Below are 586 nucleotides of genomic sequence, written 5' to 3' on the forward strand. Positions count from 1 at the left end.
CCCTGGTCCGCACCGGAATGTCGATTTACGACTGGATGTGCTGGCGGATGAACAAGAAGGCCGAGGACCGGCAGCGCCGTGAGCTCGGCCTGCCGACCGCCTCGGTTGCCTCACCGCGACGGATCGCCGAACGCGGCTCGCTGGAAATCCAGGCGTATGACGATGTGTGCTTCCCCGGTCTGGCCGAGGAATGGAAGAACAAGTGGGGCGGCCAGCGTCCGTTCGTGGGTTCCCTGACCATGGAACTGACCACTGACTGCGATGACGAGGTCTTGTCGTGGATCGCGCAGGGAACGCCGCCGATCTGTTTCGGCTTCGGCAGCATGCCGGTCGCAAAGACGCCGGCCGACACGGTCCGGATGATCGGCGCCGCATGTGCCGAGTTGGGGGAGCGGGCGTTGATCTGCTCGGGCTGGAGCGACTTCACCGACGTCCCCCAGTTGGAACACGTGAAAGTCGTCGGTGTGGTGAACTACACGAAGATCTTCCCCGCCTGCCGTGCCGTCGTGCATCACGGCGGCTCGGGCACCACGGCGGCAGGCCTGCGCGCCGGAATCCCTACCCTGGCCCTGTGGAGCTCGGCCGA

Annotated in this window: 1 protein-coding gene; it reads left to right on the forward strand. The window is 65.9% G+C overall.

Annotation, left to right across the window (positions count from 1 at the left end):
* On the forward strand, nt 1-586 hold a 586-nt coding region (locus A5688_RS06460), incomplete at both ends, for a glycosyltransferase (RefSeq protein WP_347559120.1).

It is taken from the genome of Mycobacterium mantenii, from assembly GCF_001667865.1.
Classification (GTDB): domain Bacteria; phylum Actinomycetota; class Actinomycetes; order Mycobacteriales; family Mycobacteriaceae; genus Mycobacterium; species Mycobacterium mantenii_A.